General features: G+C 44.5%; 18 protein-coding genes. 9 read left to right on the top strand and 9 right to left on the bottom strand.

Annotated elements, in window-relative coordinates:
* The first annotated feature begins 134 nt into the window (after window positions 1-134).
* From dksA to panC, 6 genes are all read left to right on the top strand, one after another.
* Complete coding sequence (gene dksA, locus K08M4_RS02895; RefSeq protein ID WP_009847581.1) at window positions 135-581, top strand: RNA polymerase-binding protein DksA; 447 nt, start codon at window positions 135-137, stop codon at window positions 579-581.
* A 140-nt stretch (window positions 582-721) separates the two neighbouring features.
* Complete coding sequence (gene gluQRS / locus K08M4_RS02890) at window positions 722-1,624, top strand: tRNA glutamyl-Q(34) synthetase GluQRS (protein ID WP_086048789.1); 903 nt, start codon at window positions 722-724, stop codon at window positions 1,622-1,624.
* Window positions 1,625-1,780: 156 nt separating this feature from the next.
* Complete coding sequence (gene pcnB / locus K08M4_RS02885) at window positions 1,781-3,136, top strand: polynucleotide adenylyltransferase PcnB (protein ID WP_009847583.1); 1,356 nt, start codon at window positions 1,781-1,783, stop codon at window positions 3,134-3,136.
* Window positions 3,133-3,618 carry a 2-amino-4-hydroxy-6-hydroxymethyldihydropteridine diphosphokinase gene (gene folK / locus K08M4_RS02880; protein WP_086048788.1) on the top strand — a complete coding sequence of 162 codons (486 nt, stop codon included), beginning with the start codon at window positions 3,133-3,135 and terminating at the stop codon, window positions 3,616-3,618. Before pcnB ends, folK begins: the two co-directional genes overlap by 4 nt.
* Before the next feature lie 22 nt (window positions 3,619-3,640).
* Window positions 3,641-4,435, top strand: a complete 795-nt coding sequence (panB, locus tag K08M4_RS02875; protein WP_086048787.1) for a 3-methyl-2-oxobutanoate hydroxymethyltransferase — start codon at window positions 3,641-3,643, stop codon at window positions 4,433-4,435.
* A gap of 8 nt (window positions 4,436-4,443) precedes the next feature.
* Window positions 4,444-5,334 (top strand): pantoate--beta-alanine ligase, encoded by an 891-nt coding sequence (gene panC, locus K08M4_RS02870; protein WP_086048786.1) that lies wholly within the window; start codon window positions 4,444-4,446, stop codon window positions 5,332-5,334.
* Between the two features lie 170 nt (window positions 5,335-5,504).
* On the opposite strand, the gene K08M4_RS02865 is transcribed toward panC, so the two are convergent.
* From K08M4_RS02865 to K08M4_RS02855, 3 genes are all read right to left on the bottom strand, one after another.
* Complete coding sequence (locus K08M4_RS02865; protein ID WP_004735456.1) at window positions 5,505-6,275, bottom strand: ABC transporter permease; 771 nt, start codon at window positions 6,273-6,275, stop codon at window positions 5,505-5,507.
* Window position 6,276: 1 nt separating this feature from the next.
* Window positions 6,277-7,194 (bottom strand): ABC transporter ATP-binding protein, encoded by a 918-nt coding sequence (locus tag K08M4_RS02860; protein ID WP_086048785.1) that lies wholly within the window; start codon window positions 7,192-7,194, stop codon window positions 6,277-6,279.
* A gap of 322 nt (window positions 7,195-7,516) precedes the next feature.
* Window positions 7,517-9,148 (bottom strand): SulP family inorganic anion transporter, encoded by a 1,632-nt coding sequence (locus K08M4_RS02855; RefSeq protein ID WP_198299320.1) that lies wholly within the window; start codon window positions 9,146-9,148, stop codon window positions 7,517-7,519.
* Window positions 9,149-9,434: 286 nt separating this feature from the next.
* Here K08M4_RS02855 and can point away from each other — a divergent pair, with 286 nt between their 5' ends.
* The gene (gene can / locus K08M4_RS02850; RefSeq protein WP_086048783.1) at window positions 9,435-10,094 is read left to right on the top strand and encodes a carbonate dehydratase; all 660 of its coding nucleotides are present in this window, start codon (window positions 9,435-9,437) and stop codon (window positions 10,092-10,094) included.
* Between the two features lie 92 nt (window positions 10,095-10,186).
* On the opposite strand, the gene hpt is transcribed toward can, so the two are convergent.
* Window positions 10,187-10,717, bottom strand: coding sequence for a hypoxanthine phosphoribosyltransferase (hpt, locus tag K08M4_RS02845; RefSeq protein WP_009847591.1), 531 nt, complete (start codon window positions 10,715-10,717; stop codon window positions 10,187-10,189).
* 337 nt (window positions 10,718-11,054) lie between these two features.
* On the opposite strand from hpt, the gene K08M4_RS02840 reads away from it, so the two are divergent.
* A complete protein-coding gene (locus tag K08M4_RS02840; RefSeq protein ID WP_017103846.1) occupies window positions 11,055-11,660 on the top strand; it encodes a LuxR/HapR/OpaR family quorum-sensing transcriptional regulator in 606 nt (201 codons plus the stop codon).
* A gap of 676 nt (window positions 11,661-12,336) precedes the next feature.
* Here K08M4_RS02840 and lpdA read toward each other — a convergent pair.
* The 5 genes from lpdA to ampD form a co-directional block, all read right to left on the bottom strand.
* Window positions 12,337-13,764: a dihydrolipoyl dehydrogenase gene (gene lpdA, locus K08M4_RS02835; protein ID WP_086048782.1), complete on the bottom strand. Its 1,428-nt coding sequence runs from the start codon at window positions 13,762-13,764 to the stop codon at window positions 12,337-12,339.
* Window positions 13,765-14,006: 242 nt separating this feature from the next.
* A complete protein-coding gene (gene aceF / locus K08M4_RS02830) occupies window positions 14,007-15,914 on the bottom strand; it encodes a pyruvate dehydrogenase complex dihydrolipoyllysine-residue acetyltransferase (RefSeq protein ID WP_086048781.1) in 1,908 nt (635 codons plus the stop codon).
* A gap of 26 nt (window positions 15,915-15,940) precedes the next feature.
* On the bottom strand, window positions 15,941-18,619 hold the full coding sequence (gene aceE, locus K08M4_RS02825) for a pyruvate dehydrogenase (acetyl-transferring), homodimeric type (protein ID WP_086048780.1): 2,679 nt from the start codon (window positions 18,617-18,619) through the stop codon (window positions 15,941-15,943).
* A 62-nt stretch (window positions 18,620-18,681) separates the two neighbouring features.
* Window positions 18,682-19,443 carry a pyruvate dehydrogenase complex transcriptional repressor PdhR gene (pdhR, locus tag K08M4_RS02820; protein WP_009847596.1) on the bottom strand — a complete coding sequence of 254 codons (762 nt, stop codon included), beginning with the start codon at window positions 19,441-19,443 and terminating at the stop codon, window positions 18,682-18,684.
* A 482-nt stretch (window positions 19,444-19,925) separates the two neighbouring features.
* Window positions 19,926-20,525, bottom strand: a complete 600-nt coding sequence (gene ampD / locus K08M4_RS02810) for a 1,6-anhydro-N-acetylmuramyl-L-alanine amidase AmpD (protein ID WP_086048778.1) — start codon at window positions 20,523-20,525, stop codon at window positions 19,926-19,928.
* 83 nt (window positions 20,526-20,608) lie between these two features.
* On the opposite strand from ampD, the gene nadC reads away from it, so the two are divergent.
* Entirely contained in the window at window positions 20,609-21,499 is an 891-nt protein-coding gene (gene nadC, locus K08M4_RS02805; RefSeq protein WP_017079961.1) for a carboxylating nicotinate-nucleotide diphosphorylase, read from the top strand.
* The last annotated feature ends 129 nt before the right edge of the window (window positions 21,500-21,628 follow it).

The raw sequence follows: 21,628 nt of genomic DNA, 5'->3' as shown, positions 1-21,628 counted from the left end.
CAAAAATGCTGAACTATTCACATTGATTGCAAGTTTTAACAAGAGTATTTGCCACCATTCGTTCTTTCTGCTATAGATACCCGCCTTAAAAATAGCTGCTTTGCAGTTGACTAGGTGTAAATAGGAGATGCTGTATGCCAGAATCTAAGAAAAAAGCGCTAGGCATCCTAGCCATCGCAGGTGTTGAACCGTACCAAGCAAAGACAGGTGAAGAGTACATGTCACCTGAGCAAACAGAACATTTTACAAAAATTTTATCAGCTTGGCGCAACCAGCTCAGGGAAGAAGTTGATCGTACTGTGCACCACATGCAGGACGAAGCAGCGAATTTTCCAGATCCTGTTGACCGAGCTTCTCAAGAAGAAGAATTCAGCCTAGAGTTACGTAACCGTGACCGTGAGCGCCGTCTTATCAAGAAAATTGAGAAGACACTAGATAAGATCGAAGAAGACGATTTCGGCTTCTGCGACTCTTGCGGTGTCGAGATTGGTATTCGTCGCCTTGAAGCTCGTCCAACTGCTGACCTTTGTATTGACTGTAAAACACTTGCAGAGATCAAAGAGAAACAGATGCAAGGTTAATTCTTGCGGATGTAAAGAAAGGGAGCTTTGGCTCCCTTTTTTGTTTGTTCTAAAAAGCGGTTTATATCGTTGTTGATAGCGATAAGCTAAACGTCTTAAGAATCGGCTACTGCGGTACCATCAAGATTAGGTTTTCACTTATGAATTATATCGGACGCTTTGCACCATCACCGTCAGGTCCTCTTCATTTTGGCTCACTGGTTGCTGCTCTTGGTAGCTACTTTCAAGCGAAATCTAACCAAGGACAATGGTTAGTTCGTATGGAAGACCTAGATCCACCAAGAGAAATGGCTGGCGCTGCAGACCTCATTCTTAAGACGCTTGAGACTTACCACCTGTATTGGGATGGTGATGTCGTTTATCAAAGCCAGCGTCATGGCCTCTATCAAGCTCAAATTGATCAATGGGTCGCTGACAATCAAGCCTATTACTGTGAGTGCACCCGCAAGCAGATAAAGTCCTTGGGTGGGTTTTATAGTGGCCACTGCCGAGACAAAGGTTTAATTGATTCAGGCGAACAGGCAGTGCGCTTGTGCATGGACTTTCCCATCGAGTCCTTTGACGATGTTCGTCACGGCACGATTCAAATTCCCAAAGCATTGGCTGAAGAAGATTTTATTATCAAACGCAGAGATGGATTGTTTGCCTATAACTTGGCGGTTGTCCTTGATGACATCGAACAAGGGGTAACAGAAGTCGTTAGAGGTGCCGATCTGATAGAACCAACAGGTCGACAAATCAGTTTGTATAAGACGCTCAAGCAAAAAACCGTGAGCTACTTGCACTTACCATTGGCAACCGATGGCTTGGGGAATAAACTGTCAAAACAGAACCATGCCACCGCGATAGATCTCGACAACCCAAAACCGACGTTAATCAACGCGATGCGATTCTTAGGTTTTGATATCCCGAATGCTCTTTGCGAGGCGTCAATGGATGAAGTTTTATTGTGGGGCTGCCAGCAATGGAACGTCAGTCAGTTACCTGATAGTTTACAAAAAGAGCACAGCAATGAGCTCGAAACTAACGGCAAATCGCAATAACGATACATAAAAACACCGTAACAAATACCTGTGACTAAGCAGACGATGTTCTCAAATGGCTCGCGCTAAGCTATTATTAGCCGCAATTAAACTCTGCACTACCACTTTGGACTAAGAGAAAAACAAAGCTGGCGATACCTACTTTGTTATAAACTAATGAATACAAACGACAATACCCCAAGCGAACAACGCGGATTCCACGAATTAGCTCTGAATATTTATACTCGTCAAGAGCACAATATTTCACGCAAGCAGATCAGCGACAATGCACTTAAAGTGTTATATCGCCTGAATGGTGCGGGTTTTGACGCATTTCTAGTCGGTGGTGGTGTACGCGACATCTTATTAGGCTCTCAGCCAAAAGATTTTGATATCGCGACCAACGCAACGCCAGAGCAAATCAAGCACCTCTTCAGAAACTGTCGCCTTATCGGTCGACGTTTTCGCTTGGCACATATCATGTTTGGTCGTGACATTATAGAAGTGGCAACTTTCCGTGGTCACCACCAAGAGCCATCGAAAAACGTTTCTGCGCAATCTGAAGAAGGCATGTTGCTACGCGATAACGTGTACGGCAATGTTGATGAAGATGCCGAGCGTCGTGATTTCACAATCAACGCGATGTACTACAACATTGCAGACTACAGCATCCACGATTACGCGGGTGGTGTAGAAGATCTAGAAGATAAGCTGATCCGCCTAATTGGCGACCCAGAAACGCGTTACCGCGAAGACCCAGTACGCATGCTACGTGCAATGCGCTTCGCCGCTAAACTGGATTTTGATATTGAGGAAGATACTGCCGACCCAATTGAAGAGTTAGCACACCTCCTAAAAGATATTCCAGCAGCGCGCCTTTACGAAGAGTCTCTGAAATTACTTCAATCAGGTCACGGCTTAGAAACCTACCACCTGATGCGTGAGTACAACCTATTCCAGCAGATGTTCCCTTCAGTAGCGGAACACTTCACTGAAGGCTACGACTCACACACAGAGCAAATGCTTGATTTGGTACTCGACTCAACGGATCTTCGCATCGAAGATGGTAAGCGAGTAAACCCAGCGTTTATGTTTGCTGCAATGCTTTGGTACCCAATGAACAAGTTGGCTGACAAGCTTGTTGCTGAACAGGGTATGGCGCACTACGATGCGATCATGGAAGCAAGTAACATCATTCTTGACCGACAAGTAAAATCAATTGCGATTCCTCGTCGCCATACCGCAACCATTCGCGAAGTTTGGCAACTACAACTACGACTGCCTCGTCGCAATGGTAAACGTGCCGTTCGTCTGATGGAGCTCAACAAGTTCCGTGCAGGCTACGATTTCCTAGAAATGCGTGGTGAGATTGAAGGTGGCGAAACCAAAGAACTAGCAAAATGGTGGGAGCGTTATCAGACAGCAGGACGTAATATGCGTCAAGCGATGGCTAATGACGTAGCAGCACCATCAAAGTCGGGCCATAGACGCCGTAAGACTTACAGAAACAAAAAGAGTAAGCAATCAGAATGATAACAGCTTACATTGCGGTCGGCAGTAATCTTGCCGACCCCGTTAGCCAAGCAAATTTGGCTATCGAAACGCTAAAAAATCTTCCGCGTTCAACGTTTGTTGCGACCTCACAGCTATATAGTAGCACTCCAATGGGGCCGCAAAACCAACCAGACTACATCAACGCGGTAGTAGCAATTAAAACAGAATTAACGCCAATTGAACTGCTTGATTGCACTCAAAAGATCGAGCAAGAGCAAGGGCGCGTCCGTAAAGACGAGCGTTGGGGGCCAAGAACCTTGGATCTCGATATCGTGTTATACGGCAATGAGGTGATCGATTCAGAGCGCTTAACCGTTCCTCATTACGGAATGAAAGAAAGAGAGTTTGTGCTCTACCCGCTTGCTGAAATCGCACCAAGTTTACAACTCCCTGATGGGACTGAGCTGACAGAGCTACTAAAAATAGTAGATAAGAACGGGCTCAATGTTTGGCAGCAATAGCCAAGCGCATTAAGGAAAACCAATGAAAAAAGTAACCATTAACGACCTAATCAAGTGCAAACAAGAAGGCCGTAAATTCGCGACGTCGACAGCTTATGATGCGAGCTTTGCTCAATTATTCGAAAGCCAAGAAATGCCAGTTCTGCTTGTCGGTGACTCACTGGGTATGGTACTACAAGGCCGTAACGATACATTACCAGTAACCGTTGAAGATATTGCTTACCATACTCGCTCAGTGCGTGCTGGTAGCCCGAACTGTCTTCTTATGGCTGACATGCCATTCATGAGCTATGCAACACCGGAGCAAGCCTGTGAGAACGCAGCAACCTTAATGCGTGCTGGTGCGAATATGGTAAAAATCGAAGGCGGAAGCTGGTTGATTGAAACTGTGAAAATGCTAACAGAACGTGCTGTTCCCGTTTGTGCACACTTAGGCTTAACGCCTCAATCAGTGAACATTTTTGGTGGTTACAAAGTTCAAGGTCGTGACAACGAGCAAGCCGATAAAATGGTTGCTGATGCACTAGCACTACAAAATGCAGGTGCTCAAATCGTTCTTCTTGAATGTGTACCAACTTCATTAGCAAAAAGAATTACAGAAGCTTGTGACGTACCGGTTATCGGCATCGGGGCAGGTAATGTTACCGATGGTCAGATCTTGGTTATGCATGACATGTTCGGTATTTCTGCGAACTACATGCCGAAATTCTCTAAGAATTTCCTATCTGAAACAGGTGATATGCGTAAAGCCGTCGCTCTATACAAAGAAGAAGTAGAGAGCGCACGTTTCCCTGATGATGCTCATACAATCGCTTAGGAGTAACAATGCAAACTTTTGCTGAAATAGCGGCTCTTCGTGAGCAGATTAAACAGTTTAAGCGTGATGGACGTACGGTTGCTTTTGTTCCGACAATGGGAAACCTGCATGAAGGCCACTTAACTCTGGTCAAGAAAGCTCGTGAGTTGGCTGACATTGTTGTGGTAAGCATCTTTGTGAACCCAATGCAGTTTGACCGCGCTGATGACCTAAACAACTACCCTCGTACGTTAGAAGCTGATTTAAGCAAACTAACAGGCGAAGGTGTTGAACTGGTATTTACACCAACGCCAGAGGTTATGTACCCAGAAGGATTAGACAAGCAGACGTTTGTTGAAGTCCCGGGAATCTCTCACATGCTTGAAGGTGCTTCTCGTCCGGGTCACTTCCGCGGTGTATCAACGATTGTCACTAAACTGTTCAACATCGTTCAGCCAGACTTTGCATGCTTCGGTGAGAAAGATTTCCAGCAACTTGCTGTGATTCGCCAGATGACGACTGACTTAGCGTTAGACATTGAAGTTGTGGGTGTCGCGACAGTTCGTGAAATGGACGGTTTAGCAATGAGCTCTCGCAATAGCAACCTAACCATTGATGAGCGTCAACGTGCTCCTGTGCTAGCGCGCACTATGCGTTGGATCAGCAGTGCAATTCGCGGCGGTCGCGATGATTACGCATCAGTGATTGAAGATGCAACAGACCAGCTTCGCGCAGCAGATCTACAGCCCGATGAGATCTTCATTTGTGATGCTAAGACTCTACAAGCTATCACTTCAGAATCAACTCAAGCAGTGATTCTTATGTCGGCTTTCCTAGGTAAGACTCGCCTTATCGACAACCAAGTTTTAGATTTGGTCACGGAAACGAAAGAAGAAGTGAAAGAAGAAACTGCTGAGTAATCGCTTTCTTCTCTTTACGTAAACTAGCTCTTAACGCAAAGCACAAACGAAAAGCATAAAAAAGGTCGATGTAATATCGACCTTTTTCTTTGCCTGCGATTCAGGGTAATTAATAGCTCCTGGATAACTAATAGATATTGGATAACGAATAGATCCTGGATAACTAAAAGTTAGCTACGTAAGCCGATCCCCTTTGTAACTAAGTAATGTGCAACGCCATACAACGCGACGATAAACACGCCTAGTACGCCAAACGATGTCACAATCCCCACGTCAGACACACCCAAGAAGCCATATCTAAACGCGTTTACCATGTACACGATAGGATTCAACTTCGATACACCCTGCCAGAATTCAGGCAATAAACTGATCGAGTAGAACACACCACCAAGGTACGTCAGCGGCGTTAATATAAAGGTCGGAATAATAGAGATATCATCAAACGTGCGTGCGAATACAGCGTTAATCAAACCACCCAGAGCGAATACAACCGACGTTAAAAATACCGTCGCAATAATCACGCCCCAGTGGTCAACTTGCAGGTCGACAAAGAACAGCGATACGAAGGTAACGATAGTACCCACTAACAAGCCACGCACCACACCGCCCATTACAAAGCCTGCGATAATCACGTAGTTAGGGACAGGAGCAACGAGTAACTCTTCAATGTTTTTTTGGAACTTAGCACTAAAGAACGACGAGGCAACGTTGGAATATGAGTTGGTGATCACCGACATCATGATCAGACCCGGCACAATGTACTCCATGTAACTAAAGCCGTTCATTTCACCAATGCGCGCACCAATCAGGTTGCCAAAAATGATAAAATAGAGCGTCATGGTAATCGCTGGCGGGACAAGCGTTTGCACCCAGATACGAGTAAAACGATTGATCTCTTTGGTCAACAAACTACAGAAAGCGGTCCAATATAGGCTATACATATTATTTATTCCCCTCACGGACGATACTCACAAATAGCTCTTCTAGACGGTTTGCTTTGTTACGCATAGAAAGGACTTTAACTTGCTGCCCACTCAATTGAGCAAAAATGGTATTCAAACCTAGGTTCTTGTCGATTTCGATTTCTAGCGAACCATTGACCATAACTTGGCTATTCACACCTTCAAGCTTAGGTTCAGCCGCGCCCTCTTCCAGATCCAGTATAAAGGTCTCGGCACTCAATTTGCCCAACAGCGCTTTCATGGTGGTGTTCTCAATCAGTTCACCGCGATTGATAATACCAATGTTGCGACACAGCATTTCCGCTTCTTCTAGGTAGTGCGTCGTCAAAATAATGGTGATGCCCTGCTTCTCATTGATCTCTTTCAGGAATTCCCACATTGAACGACGCAGTTCAATATCAACGCCTGCCGTTGGTTCATCAAGGATCAACAAATGAGGTTCATGCATCAATGCACGTGCGATCATCAAACGACGCTTCATACCACCAGATAAGTTACGCGCACGTTCGCCACGCTTTTCCCACAAATCGAGTTGAGATAAGTACTTTTTAGCGCGTTCTTTAGCAAGTGCTTTCGGTACACCATAGTAACCCGCTTGTTGCAGCACGATCTGTTCAACCGTTTCGAACGGGTTAAAGTTAAACTCTTGCGGCACTAGGCCTAAGTTCTGTTTCGCTAACTCAAGATCGGTGTCAATGTCGTAGCCGAACACTTTAACCTTGCCGGATGTTTTATTAACCAGTGAAGAGATAACACCAATAGTGGTGGATTTACCCGCACCATTTGGGCCAAGTAGTGCGTAAAAGTCGCCTTTTTCTACTTGTAAGCTCACGCCCTTAAGAGCCTCAAAGCCCCCTGCATAAGTTTTTCTTAGTTGCTCAATTTCTAATGCATACATAGAGATAGACTGCCATTTGCTATAGATAAGATGTTGATGGCCGAATTTGAGGAAGAGAGTAATGCTTAATACGAGCTAGCAGAAAACTAACTCAAACTTGTTTACTCGGCCATTTTGCAAACAAGTTTATCGTTGATTAACGATTAATACAAATACCGAATGAGGCTTTCTTTCGAAAACAAATAAGAACCTTGATTACAGTGAAGCCTAAGTCAGTGTTCAATAAACATAAAAATGCCGCTAAGTTATTCACTTAGCGGCATTAATAATCGGTATTGAAGTGAGCGTCTATGGCTCAGTTATGTCAGCTTCTTACTGAAAATTAAACCGAGTCAAATTGATGTTCATCTCTGTCTACGTAGCTAGTTGCAGCCGTCAGGGCTTCATATCTGAATCGATAAGTATTGGATTCAGGCACAAGATCAATCACATGGAATTTTTCTAGTTGCTGACGAGTATTCTCATTAGGACACAATAAGTACACCTCACACTGCGCATCGAGGGCATCTTTGATCGCATTCTCTAACGCTAGGCCAACGGTAACATCAATCATAGGCACATCGGTTAGATCTAAGATCATCGCTTCATAATCAGAAATACTCGAGTGTTGACGTGAAATCGCTTTTGAAACACTGAATATCATCGGCCCAGAAAGGTAGAAGAACAGCACTTTACCATTGGCACTATCCAGTAATTGACGTTCACTGTCAGTCAGTGGGATATCGTCTTCATCATCACCATCACTGATCGCCTTAACTTGTCTAGCTTGCTCTCGACTCAGCCTTTCAATAATAAGAATGTTTGAGATAAAAACGCCCAGCCCGACCGCAATAATCAGATCAACAAATACGGTCAATAACATCACACCGTACATGACACCCATGCCGGCATAACTCACCTTGTGTGCGCGCTGAATAAAACTCCAATCAAGGATGTTGAAACCGACATACATCGCGATACCAGCCAACACCGCCATAGGGATCGGCTCTGTTAAGCCACCCGCAACCAATACCACGAGCGCAAGCACTAAAGCTCGAATAACACCAGAAAGCGGAGAACGAGCCCCTACCTGAATGTTGGTCACGGTGCCCATGGTTGCACCCGCGCCGGGCAATGCACCAAACAGACCTGAAATCATATTCGCAATGCCTTGACCACGAAGCTCTTTGTCTGAATCATGCTCTTTACGAGTCAATGAATCTCCGATAACCGCAGTCAAAAGCGTATCAATACAACCAAGAGTACCCAGTACCAAAGCATCGAGAACCATGGCAGTGAATTGCTCTGAGCTGATAGTCGGAATAACAAGAGAAGGTAAGCCTGCGGGAATTTCACCAATACGGCGAATAGAGTCGGTATCAAAGATAATAACGGATAAGAGCGTGACAGCCACTAACGCGACCAATTGAGCGGGCACATACTTACGGTATTTAGCTGGAAAACCGAAAAGGATACCAAGCGTTAATACCCCTAAAAACAGCTCACTGACTTTCAGATTCGCCAGGGTATCAGGAAGTGCCGAAAGCGTGCCCATCACTCCACCAGAAGGGGCTGCGTGCCCCAGCAAAGGGGAGAGTTGCAGAATGACAAGAATCACGCCAATACCAGACATAAAGCCAGAAATTACGCTATATGGCATCAAAGTAACGTACTTTCCGAGTTTTAATGTACCGAGTAATATCTGAAAAGCACCTGCCATCATTACCACGGTAAAGGTCATTGCCATACCTGTTTCAGGGTACTTGGCCACCATACTGGTCATTACTGCCGTCATGATCACAGTCATCGGCCCTGTAGGCTCTGATATCAAGCTGCTTGAGCCACCAAACAATGCTGCAAATAGGCCAACCATGATGGCGCCCCAAAGGCCAGCTTCCGCGCCCGCACCAGAAGCGACACCAAATGCCAACGCTAAAGGCAATGAGATGATGGCTGTAGTGACACCGCCAAACATATCTCCTTTGAGATTGATATCTGTAAAACGACTTCCAAACAAAACACACCTTCCTGATGATGAAATGACAAACCTTATCACTTTAACAAATGTATCAACGGTTCAGAAAGTGTTAATTTAATCACACTATTCGTCTCTTATATTCAGATCATAGCTTTTACGCTAAGTTAGTGATTTTAACGACTAGTACACGTCAGATGAGTACTATTTGACACAGTTTTTACAAGATTGAATTTGTAACATTGTGTATAGTTAGAGTTCTTAATTAAGGGATGTAAGACGCAAAATGCCAGAGATTAAACAGCTTTTTGAAAACAACTCTAAATGGTCAGAAGAAATTCGCTCTCAACGACCAGAGTATTTTACAACGCTTGAAGAGGGTCAAAGCCCTGGTTTTCTATGGATCGGCTGCTCAGATAGCCGCGTTCCGGCCGAGCGTCTCACTGGTTTGTATTCTGGCGAACTGTTTGTTCACCGAAATGTCGCTAACCAAGTGGTTCATACCGACCTAAATTGCTTATCAGTAGTGCAATACGCTGTTGATGTGCTCAAAGTTAAACATATTATTGTCTGTGGTCACTACGGCTGTGGCGGTGTTAACGCAGCGATTGATAACCCTAAACTGGGTCTTATCAACAACTGGCTACTGCACATTCGCGATAACTATCTTAAGTACCGAAAGCAAATTGAATCTCTGCCTCGTGAACAGTGGGGTGACAAGTTGTGCGAAATTAACGTTGCAGAACAGGTCTACAACCTTGGTAACTCAACCATCATGCAAAGCGCATGGGAGCGTGGACAAGATATTGAAATCCACGGTGTGGTTTATGGTATTGGTAATGGCAAGCTGCAAGATCTTGGTGTTCGTTGCTCAAGCAATAACACATTAGAGAACAGCCATTTAGCGGCGCTTGAAAAAATTCTATCGTCTCCAATCCTAGGTTAATTCTTAACATCTAACCCGTTGATATAAGAAAGAATAGATATAAGAAAGGCTCGCGTTTTGCGAGCCTTTCTTGTTTTTTCAAAGAGTCATAATTACTCTTGAGGTACCACTTTACCGATGTACGGTAGGTGACGATATTTTTGAGCGTAGTCGATACCCACACCAACAACAAATTCGTCTGGGATTTCAAAACCAATCCACTTTGTATCTACAATGACTTCACGACGAGACGGCTTGTCTAATAGCGTACAAATTTCGATAGACTTAGGACCACGTAGGCTCAGGATCTCTTTTACTTTAGTCAGTGTGTTACCAGTATCGATAATGTCTTCTACAAGTAGAACATCTTTACCTTGGATATCATCATCAAGGTCTTTCAAAATACGAACATCACGTGAGCTTTCCATACCATTACCGTAGCTAGACGCGGTCATGAAATCCACTTGGTGAGTTAAATCGATAGCACGAGCAAGATCCGCCATAAAGACAAAAGATCCGCGCAATAAGCCAACTAAAACTAGATCTTCGCTACCTTGGTAGTGCTCCGTGATCTGCTTGCCTAGTTCGTTCACTCGATCCTGAACTTCTTGCTCAGAGATCATGACTTCAACTGTATGCTTCATACTGCTCTCATTTTATTTGGTGATTGCGACGAATGTTGACACTTTCGTCAGTTGTGTCGCTCAATTTTGTGCGTAAGTCTAGCACTGCTCAAATACCCACACCACCTTATGGTTCGAATTTACTGTTAGATTCTCAATGAAATGTGCATTGGTGCATTATCCAATACTCGCATCCTTTTACATCAACACTGATCACGCTTTATGTATCAAGTTTGATGTAACTGTCTATAAAACAAGCACAAGGGATTGACCATTCACATATGCACCATTACACTCATCTTGGCTTAAATAATAATAAAATCATTAATATAAAAATTCGTTGGCAAGGAAAAACAAAATGGACTCAATAACGAAGAGACCTAGAACTAGGCTTTCACCCTTAAAAAGAAAACTTCAATTGATGGAAATCGCACTTGAAGTATTCTCTCGCCGTGGCATTGGCCGCGGTGGACACGCTGACATTGCCGACATCGCTCAGGTGTCAGTAGCAACAGTATTTAACTACTTCCCTACCCGTGAAGATCTGGTTGATGAAGTACTTAACCACGTTGTTCGTCAATTCTCGAACTTCCTTTCAGACAACATTGACCTAGATATTCACGCAAAAGAAAATCTACGTAATATTGCGACTGAAATGGTGACTTTAGTGGCTCAAGATAGCAATTGGTTAAATGTATGGTTTGAATGGAGCGCTTCGACTCGTGATGAAGTGTGGCCTCTGTTTGTAACCACTAACCGCACTAACCAGATGTTAGTACAAAACATGTTTAGCAAGGCGATTGAACGCGGCGAAGTCTGTGACGATCACGATCCTAAACATCTAGCAAATCTATTCCACGGCATTTGCTACTCGCTATTCATCCAAGCGAAACGTGTAGATACACAAGAAGAACTTTCGACCTTGACGGATAGCTACCTAAATATGCTGTGCATTTATAAGTAGATTCGAGATAAATGATTTAAGGGTTGGCTTTTGGGCCAACCCTTTTTTATTACCGATAGAAAACCAGAATGAGATCCCCTACTCCCTCCTCCGTCAGTCTAGGGAGTGACGGATATAAAGAACCACTGCGCTTAACTTCATCGTCACCGTAAACTACAGAAGAAAAATTAATCAGACACTAAAGCCTGAGATTCCCTATTCCTTCCTTCGTCAGTCTAGGGAATGACGGACATAAAGAACCACTGTGCTTTACTTCATCATCACCGTGAACGAGAGACGGAAAAATTAATTAGATACTAAAGCCAAAATTTTCCAATTACCTCATACGTCTGTCTATAGAACGATGGGAATATAGAGCTACGGTCCTCACCTTTACGCTAGAGATATCGCCAAAGCATAAACTTCAACACCACACTTCGTCATCCTCAAGAGCGAGGAACGAGCGAGTTGGGGATCTCTTACAGACATGGCGACTAACTTTTCTTCAAATACAAAAAAACCGCTGACGAATCAGCGGCTTTTATAATCTAGATATACTCAAAATAATTGGAGTTGCAGCTAGGCGACCCTTTCTTTGTTAAGTGACTGAAGTTCAGCCCTATGAGCATAGATTTACTATGTGATTAGGGTGAACTTACGCAGTTAACAACGCTGTGGCTTCAAGTATGAAGAGTATTTACTTTTTCTTTTTCACTGCTTTCTTATTTGGAAGGTCAGTGATTGAACCTTCGAATACTTCCGCAGCAAGACCAACAGACTCGTGTAGAGTTGGGTGAGCGTGGATAGTCAGTGCGATATCTTCTGCATCACAACCCATTTCGATTGCTAGGCCGATTTCGCCAAGAAGTTCACCACCGTTAGTACCAACAACAGCACCACCGATTACGCGATGAGTCTCTTTATCGAAGATCATCTTAGTCATACCGTCAGCACAGTCTGAAGCGATTGCACGACCAGAAGCAGCCCAAGGGAAAGTAGCAACTTCGTAGTTCAGGCCTTCCGCTTTCGCTTCTTTCTCAGTCTTACCTACCCAAGCAACTTCTGGCTCAGTGTACGCAATTGATGGGATTACTTTAGGATCGAAGTAGTGCTTCTTACCAGAGATAACTTCAGCAGCTACGTGACCTTCATGCACACCTTTGTGAGCAAGCATTGGTTGACCAACAACGTCACCGATCGCGTGGATGTGAGGAACGTTAGTACGCATTTGCTTATCAACGTTAATGAAACCACGCTCATCAACTTCGATACCTGCTTTTTCAGCGTCGATAAGTGCACCGTTTGGAACACGACCGATAGCAACAAGAACAGCATCGTAGCGCTCAGCTTCTGCTGGTGCTTTCTTGCCTTCCATTGAAACGTAGATACCGTCTTCTTTCGCTTCAACCGCTGTCACTTTAGTTTCAAGCATTAGCTTGAACTTATCTTTAATGCGCTTAGTGAAGACTTTAACGATGTCTTTATCCGCAGCAGGGATAACTTGATCGAACATCTCAACAACTTCAACTTTAGAACCTAGAGAGTGATAAACCGTACCCATCTCTAGACCGATGATACCACCGCCCATGATAAGCAGTTTTTCTGGTACTTCGTTTAGTTCTAGTGCATCCGTAGAATCCCAAATACGTGGGTCTTCATGTGGGATGAACGGAAGTTTGATTGGGCGAGAACCCGCAGCAATGATTGCGTTATCAAAGTTAATTGTTGTCGTTTCTTCGCCAACAACTTCGATGCTGTTAGGGCCAGTAAACTTACCGAAACCGTTAACAACAGTAACATTACGCATCTTAGCCATACCGCCAAGACCGCCAGTTAGTTGATCAACTACTTTGTCTTTCCAGATGCGAACTTTGTTGATGTCCGTCTGTGGCTCGCCGAATACTACGCCGTGCTCTGCCATCGCTTTTGCTTCTTCAATTACTTTAGATACGTGAAGAAGTGCTTTTGATGGAATACAACCAACGTTTAGACATACACCACCAAGAGTGCTGTAACGTTCAACTAGTACTGTTTCTAGACCTAAATCCGCACAACGGAATGCCGCTGAGTAACCAGCAGGACCTGAACCAAGTACAACAACTTGGGCTTTAATTTCTTTGCTCATTGTGACCTCTTGTAGTCATTATCCCTAACAGGCTGAGTAGATGTTCTTAAAATTATTGGGCTTTCAAACAGGAAACATTTTACAGAGATGTTAACAGTGTGAAAGTAGCTTTAAGTTAGCCTGTGAGCTAGACAACAATTCCCCCGCAGTTTATGAGAAATGCCGGAAACTGTTCTCTAAAAATAGTCTTTATATAAAGAATTAAGGTGACCCGAAAGTCACCTTAATAATTACTTTCTCAATTACAGTACTAGACGACGAATGTCAGATAGTGCGCTGTTTAGGAAAGTAATGAAGCGTGCACCTTCAGCACCATCGATCACACGGTGATCGTATGATAGAGACAGTGGAAGCTGTAGACGTGGTTGGAACTCTTTACCATTCCAAACTGGCTTAATTTCAGACTTAGATACACCTAGGATACCTACTTCTGGAGCATTTACGATTGGAGTAAATGCAGTACCGCCAATACCACCAAGGCTAGAGATTGTGAAACAACCGCCTTGCATGTCTGCCGCTGTTAGCTTACCAGAACGTGCTTTCTTAGAAACAGCCATTAACTCTTCAGATAGCTCGTAAATGCCTTTCTTGTTCACGTCTTTGAAGACAGGAACAACTAGGCCGTTTGGTGTATCAACAGCGATACCCACGTTTACGTACTTCTTAAGAATGATGCTTTCGCCATCTTCAGAAAGAGAAGAGTTAAACGCTGGGAATGCTTCTAGCGCTTTAGCAACAGCTTTCATGATGAACACAAGTGGAGTGATCTTCATGCCAGTGTCTTTCTTCGCTTCGATTGCGTTCTGTTCTTTACGGAATGCTTCTAGCTCAGTGATGTCTGCGTTGTCCCACTGTGTAACGTGAGGGATCATTACCCAGTTACGGTGCAGGTTAGCGCCAGAGATCTTCTTAATCTTAGAAAGCTTCTGAACTTCAGTTTCGCCGAACTTGCTGAAGTCAACTTTTGGCCAAGGTAGTAGACCAAGAGCAGAACCATCGCCGCCTTTGCCAGATGCTGCTGCACCAGACTCAAGACGCTTAAGTGCATCTTTAACGTAAGACTGAACGTCTTCTTTAAGTACGCGACTCTTACGACCAGTACCTTTAACTTTCGCTAGGTTTACACCGAATTCACGAGCTAGACGACGAACAACTGGAGATGCGTGAGCGTACTCGCCGTTCTCTTGGAAGTCGCCAGCTACTGGAGCTACTGCTTCTGCTTTAGGTGCAGGTGCTGCTGCTTGTGCTGCTGCTTGTGCTGGAGCTGAAGCTGAAGCTGCTACTGGAGCTGCGCCTTCAACAACGAAAGTCATGATTGAAGAGCCTGTTGACACTTTGTCGCCAGCTGCAATCTTGATTTCTTTTACTGTACCAGCGAATGGTGCAGGCACTTCCATTGAAGCTTTGTCGCCTTCAACAGTAATTAGAGATTGCTCTTCTTCTACTGTATCGCCAACCGCTACCATGATTTCAGTAACTTCTACTTCGTCGCCACCGATATCAGGAACGTTCACTTCTTTCTCAGCAGATGCTGCTGGAGCCGCTGCAACTGGTGCCGCCGCTGGAGCAGGAGCTGCTGCAACTGGAGCGCCAGAACCTGCCACTTCAAATACCATTACTAGAGAACCAGTAGATACTGAGTCACCAGAAGCGATCTTGATTTCTTTAACGATACCAGCGAATGGTGCAGGTACTTCCATTGAAGCCTTATCACCTTCAACAGTAAGAAGAGATTGCTCTTCTTCTACTGCGTCGCCGATAGCTACCATGATTTCAGTTACTTCAACTTCATCACCGCCGATATCTGGTACGTGAACTTCTTTCAGTTCGTTCGCAACAGAAGGGGCTGCCGCTGCAGGAGCAGCTGCAACTGGTGCCGCCGCTTCAACTGCTGGCGCAGCCGGTGCTGCTGCAGCACCTTCCGCTTCGAAGATCATAATAAGAGAACCAGTAGAAACAGAATCACCTTCTGAAATCTTGATTTCTTTAACGATACCCGCTTGAGACGCAGGAACTTCCATTGAAGCTTTGTCGCCTTCAACAGTGATCAGTGACTGCTCTTCTTCAACCTTGTCGCCAACGTTTACAAGAATCTCAGTTACTTCAACCTCGTCAGCACCGATGTCTGGTACATTAATTTCGATTGTCATTGTATTTACCTACCTTAATGCCAGTCTTATGCGTATTGCGGGTTAATTTTGTCTGCGTCGATGCCGAATTTAGCAATTGCTTCAGCAACTACTGATTTCTCAACATCACCACGTTTAGCCAGTTCAGTAAGTGCTGCAACAACAACGTAGCCTGCATTTACTTCGAAGTGACGACGTAGGTTTTCACGGCTGTCTGAGCGACCGAAACCGTCAGTACCAAGTACTTTGTAAGACTCAGAAGGCATGAATGCACGTACTTGCTCAGCGTAGTTCTTCATGTAATCCGTAACTGCGATTGCAGGTTCGTTACCAAGAACAGTTGTGATGTACGGTACTTTCTCTTCAGCTTCTGGGTGAAGCATGTTGTCACGCTCTACCGCTTGGCCGTCACGAGTCAGTTCGTTGAACGACGTTACAGAGAATACATCAGATGCTACGCCGTACTCTTCGCTCAGGATTTGAGCGGCTTTACGTGCTTCGTTCATGATAGTACCAGAGCTCATTAGCTGAACTTTCTTACTTTGTTGATCAGAAGCAGAACCAGCGTAAGACTCAAGCTTGTAAATACCCTTACGGATGCCTTCTTCAGCGCCTTCTGGCATTGCTGGCATTGCGTAGTTTTCGTTCATTACTGTTAGGTAGTAGTAAACATTCTCTTGGTTCTCACCGTACATGCGACGGATACCGTCTTGCATGATTACCGCTAGCTCGTAAGCAAACGTTGGGTCGTAAGAGATACAGTTAGGTACAGTGTTCGCCATGATGTGCGAGTGGCCATCTTCGTGCTGTAGACCTTCGCCGTTTAGCGTTGTACGGCCTGCAGTTGCACCAAGTAGGAAACCACGAGCTTGTTGGTCACCTGCTAACCAAGCCATGTCACCAATACGTTGGAAACCGAACATTGAGTAGTAGATGTAGAACGGAATCATCGGTAGATCGTTTGTGCTGTATGAAGTTGCAGCTGCAACCCATGAAGCCATAGAACCTAGTTCGTTGATACCTTCTTGAAGAACTTGACCAGAAGTCGCTTCTTTGTAGTAAGAAACGATGCCTTTATCTTCAGGCGTGTAGTCTTGACCGTGTGGGTTGTAGATACCAACCTGACGGAATAGACCTTCCATACCGAATGTACGAGCTTCATCACAGATGATAGGAACAATGTTCTTACCAATGTTCTTATCTTTAAGAAGGATGTTAAGCGTACGTACATAAGCCATCGTTGTAGAGATATCACGCTTCTGTTCACCCAGTAGAGGTGCGAATGCGTCTAGCTCAGGAACTTTGAACTCTTGAGTGAATTTTGGCAGACGCTGAGGAGTGTAACCTTGTAGTGCTTTACGACGAGCATGTAGGTATTCGTACTCAGCTGAACCTTCTTCCAGTGTTAGGTAAGGAAGCTCAGATACTTTCTCATCAGAAAGGATGTCTTGTAGGCCTAGACGGTCACGTAGGTATTGTACGTGAGTCATGTCCATCTTCTTAACACCGTGAGCGATGTTCTTGCCTTCTGCAGCTTCACCCATACCGTAACCTTTAACTGTCTTAGCTAGGATTACTGTTGGTTTGCCACCTGTCTCTTTTGCATTGTTGAATGCAGCGAACAGTTTAGAAGAGTCGTGACCACCACGTTTCAGTTCGAAGATTTGGTCGTCAGTCATGTCTGCAACTAGTGCAGCTGTTTCTGGGTACTTACCAAAGAAGTGCTCACGTACGTATGCGCCATCTTTAGATTTGAATGTTTGGTAGTCACCATCGATAGTTTCATTCATTAGTTGAAGAAGCTTACCAGTAGTGTCTTTAGCTAGTAGAGAATCCCAGTTGCTACCCCAGATAACTTTAACAACGTTCCAACCTGCGCCTTTAAATAGGCCTTCAAGTTCTTGGATGATGCTACCGTTACCCATTACAGGGCCGTCTAGACGCTGTAGGTTACAGTTGATTAGGAAACATAGGTTGTCTAGCTTCTCACGCGCAGCGAAAGAGATAGCACCACGTGATTCTGGCTCATCCATCTCACCGTCACCTAGGAACGCGTATACACGCTGACCTGAAGTATCTTTCATGCCACGACCTTCAAGGTACTTAAGGAAGCGCGCTTGGTAGATAGCAGAGATAGGGCCTAGACCCATAGATACTGTTGGGAACTGCCAGAATTCAGGCATTAGTTTAGGGTGCGGGTATGAAGGGATACCTTTACCATCAACTTCTTGACGGAAGTTATCTAGCTGTTCTTCAGTTAGACGACCTTCAACGAATGCACGAGAGTAGATACCAGGAGAGATGTGACCTTGGTAGTAAACTAGATCGCCACCGTCTGTCTCGTTTGGAGCACGGAAGAAGTGGTTAAAACATACTTCGTAGAACGCAGCAGCTGACTGGTAAGAAGCCATGTGACCACCAAGGTCTAGGTCTTTCTTAGAAGCACGCAATACAATCATGATTGCGTTCCAGCGAATAATCGAACGAATACGACGCTCAAGAGTTACGTCACCAGGGTAAGCTGGCTCTTGTGCTGCTGGAATTGTGTTGATGTAGTTCGTGTTGATGCCTGTAGCCATATCAACACCATCTAAACGCGCTTTATCTAGAACTTGTTCTAGTAAAAACTGTGCACGTTCTACACCTTCTTCACGTACTACTGACTCAAGAGCTTCTAACCAATCTTGAGTTTCCAGAGCATCAACGTCATGCTTCATGTCAGACATGGCGATCTATCCTTTTTGTTAGTTGGATTCTACTAAACACGTAAAAAGCCGAAGTATTACGACTATTTACCCTGTTGGATTCGACGTAAAGAACGTTCGCGGCGCGATTCTTCTTTGGTCAAATCCATCAATGTTTCTTCGATGTAAGCTAAATGAGAGTGTGACATTTCACGCGCCTGTTCTGGCTGTCCTGAAACGATCGCATCTACAATGTTAGCTCGATGTATACTCACTTTCTCCACAACGTCTTTACGACGATGCAACAGTTTTAAATTTTCTAAGACGTTTTGTTCGAGTAACGGAGCCAAACTACGAACAATGTGTAATAACACCACATTGTGCGCTGCCTCTGTTAAAGCAATAAGAAAAGCCATCACAGCTGCAGACTCGGCTTCAATATCACCCTTATCTTGCGCACCGCGAATTTTTTCTTGGCATGCTTGAATTCGAGCAAAGTCTTCATCAGTACCACGCAATGCCGCGAAGTAAGCCGAAATCCCTTCCATCGCATGACGCGATTCCAACAAGTCTAGTTGGGTTTCAGAATGGGAGGACAACAAATTAAGCAAAGGATCTGAAAAGCTTTTCCAGATATTTTCGCTAACAAACGTACCTCCACCTTGACGGCGAGTAAGCAAGCGTTTTGCTTCTAAACGTTGTATCGCTTCTCGGATTGAAGGACGAGACACATCGAACTGTTTCGCCAGTTCGCGCTCAGGCGGCAGCTGCTGCCCTGGAGCCAGTGTTCCTTCCACTATCAACCTTTCTAACTCTTGTTCGATAACGTCCGAGAGTTTTGGCTGACGAATCCTTTGATAAGCCATAGTTTGTTGTTCTTCTTTTTCTTCGCTGACAATTGGTATTACCAATTTTAAGTTGGGCAGAAATTAACATAATTAAAACGCCACTGTCCAGACTAAAATTGACCTGAATCATAGAACACAGCACGAATTAACCATGATTTAACAAATGAAATTTAAAACAGCAACCAATTTGGTCTTACCATTTACAGGGGTAATACTTTTGGGGAGTATCCGTGCTAGAAAGTTTCAGGATAAAAATGGATTGTTTCAGAAAGATGAGTGCCACTTGATTAAAAATCAAACCAAGCGCACATTAGAGGTAGAAATTCTGTTCATAACTTTTAATATTAGATCGTTTGATAAGCTCGTCACACTCTCGATTTATTGACGCCCTCCCCCTAACCACTTTATTTACATCGCAACAACAAAAATTCACAAGTCATTATGCTAGGCGTTGACTATTCAACCACCAGCAACAATAAGAGCATCTTCGATAATGAGGCTTAAACCTTGAGCTCGCCTTTAAACTTCTGCCAGTCGAAAACCAAACCAGGGTCAGTTTTGCGTAACGGGGCTATATATTGATGACCAGTGATACGCTCGGTGGTTATTTGAGGGAAAGTCGATACGATCGTTTCTGTTAATCGAGAAAGCGCTTGGTACTGCTGCTCTGTATAAGCGATAAAGTCGCTTCCTTCCAGCTCAATACCAATCGAGTAATCATTACACCTTTTACGCCCCGCAAAGCTCGACTGGCCTGCGTGCCAAGCTCGGTCAAGAAATGACACAAACTGTACCACCTCACCATCACGGCGAATCAAGCAATGTGCCGAAACGCCCATTTGGTGAATCACTTTAAAAAATGGATGATCTGCCGGATCAAGTTTGCCCGTGAAAAACTGTTCAATGTAAGGGCCGCCAAATTGGCCTGGTGGTAAACTAATGTTATGAACCACCAGCAGAGAGATATCGTCGACGCTCGGTCTAACATCAAAATACGGGGAAGGAACATGCCGAGCGTTGTCATACCATCCGTTGAAGCTGATCGTCATCTTGGTCTCACTTTCTTTTCTGCTAGCACAATAAGATGTGACCTTACCCATAGAGCAGTCACGCTAGCCTCTTTAATTTGAAGTTAAGCAAGAGTATCATTCCATTCCCACTCCCTTTCAAGATTAGATTTGCGATGAAAAACACACATAACAGCCACCAACGCCTTGACTACTTAAAAGAGCAACTGCCTCTCGAGATCACTCGCTCAGTGGCTGAGACCATCAAAGAAGATCTAGGCGGAACGTTAGATCCAGCGGCTGATATTACAGCAAGTCTAATCCCAGCAGACGCAATCAACAGCGCAACCATCATTACCCGTGAGCACGGTGTGTTCTGTGGTAAAGCTTGGGCTGATGAAGTGTTTAAACAGTTGGGCGGTGAAGTCACTATCGAGTGGAACGTAGAAGATGGCGACAAAGTTGAACCAAACCAAACGCTTTGTAGCTTAACTGGCCCAGCACGTGCACTATTAACCGGTGAGCGTAATGCAATGAACTTCATTCAAACGCTATCGGGTTGTGCGACTACAACAGCAATCTACGCAGACAAAGTTAAGCACACAGAATGCCGCTTGCTAGACACTCGTAAAACAATTCCAGGCCTGCGCAGCGCACTAAAATACGCTGTTGCTTGTGGTGGCGGTTTCAACCACCGTATTGGCGTTTTTGATGCTTACCTAATCAAAGAAAACCACATCATCGCTTGTGGTGGGATTGAGAAGGCTATCTCTACTGCAAAAGAGCTGAACCCAGGTAAGCCAGTGGAAGTGGAAACAGAAAGCCTAGCAGAGCTTGAGCAAGCGATCAGCGCCGGTGCAGACATCATCATGCTAGATAACTTCACCACTGACATGATGCGTGAAGCCGTTAAAATTAACGCAGGTCGTGCAGCACTAGAAAATTCAGGTAACGTGACTTTAGATACGATTGCAGAGTTCGCAGAAACGGGTGTCGATTACATCTCTGTCGGTGCACTGACTAAGCATCTAAAAGCAATGGACCTTTCAATGCGATTCAAAGCTTAATCTCATAGTTCTATCAATCACTTAACTTCTAGGCATGGCAATCAGCCATGCCTTTTTATTGCTTTTATTATCAGTATATCAATCAGTTAACTAAGCTGATCGCATAATTTTGCGCTCCATATGAAACAA

It is taken from the genome of Vibrio syngnathi, assembly GCF_002119525.1.
Lineage (GTDB): Bacteria > Pseudomonadota > Gammaproteobacteria > Enterobacterales > Vibrionaceae > Vibrio > Vibrio syngnathi.
The sequence above is the reverse complement of the archived record's forward strand: the minus strand, read 5'-3'. Positions and strand labels throughout refer to the sequence as shown.